This is a genomic window from Bacillus pretiosus, from assembly GCF_051294775.1.
GTDB lineage: Bacteria > Bacillota > Bacilli > Bacillales > Bacillaceae_G > Bacillus_A > Bacillus_A wiedmannii.
Genome location: NZ_JBPPHF010000139.1, coordinates 1 through 277 on the forward strand (window position 1 = coordinate 1; position 277 = coordinate 277).

1 pseudogene is annotated in these 277 nt (G+C 33.9%); it reads left to right on the plus strand.

The features are described from left to right. Positions 1-19 precede the first annotated feature (19 nt). A pseudogene (locus ACSG5Z_RS30205) lies at positions 20-277 on the plus strand (MetQ/NlpA family ABC transporter substrate-binding protein); the annotation flags it as partial.

Below are 277 nucleotides of genomic sequence, written 5' to 3' on the forward strand. Positions count from 1 at the left end.
TGATGTGTATTAGAGACATGAAGTGGCAGCGAAAGACGGTCTCGAAATTGATGTAAAAGTATTTTATGATTATGTAGCACCGAACGTATCTTTAGATGAAAAAAGCCTCGATGTAAATATCTATCAAACGAAATCTTATTTAGACGTATTTAAAGCTGAACGCAATATGAAATTAACTGAAGAATTTTCAACAGTAACATTCCCTATGGGCGTATATTCTAAAGACAAAAAAGATGTAAAAGACTTAAAAGAGGGCGACGCAATCGCTGTACCAAAT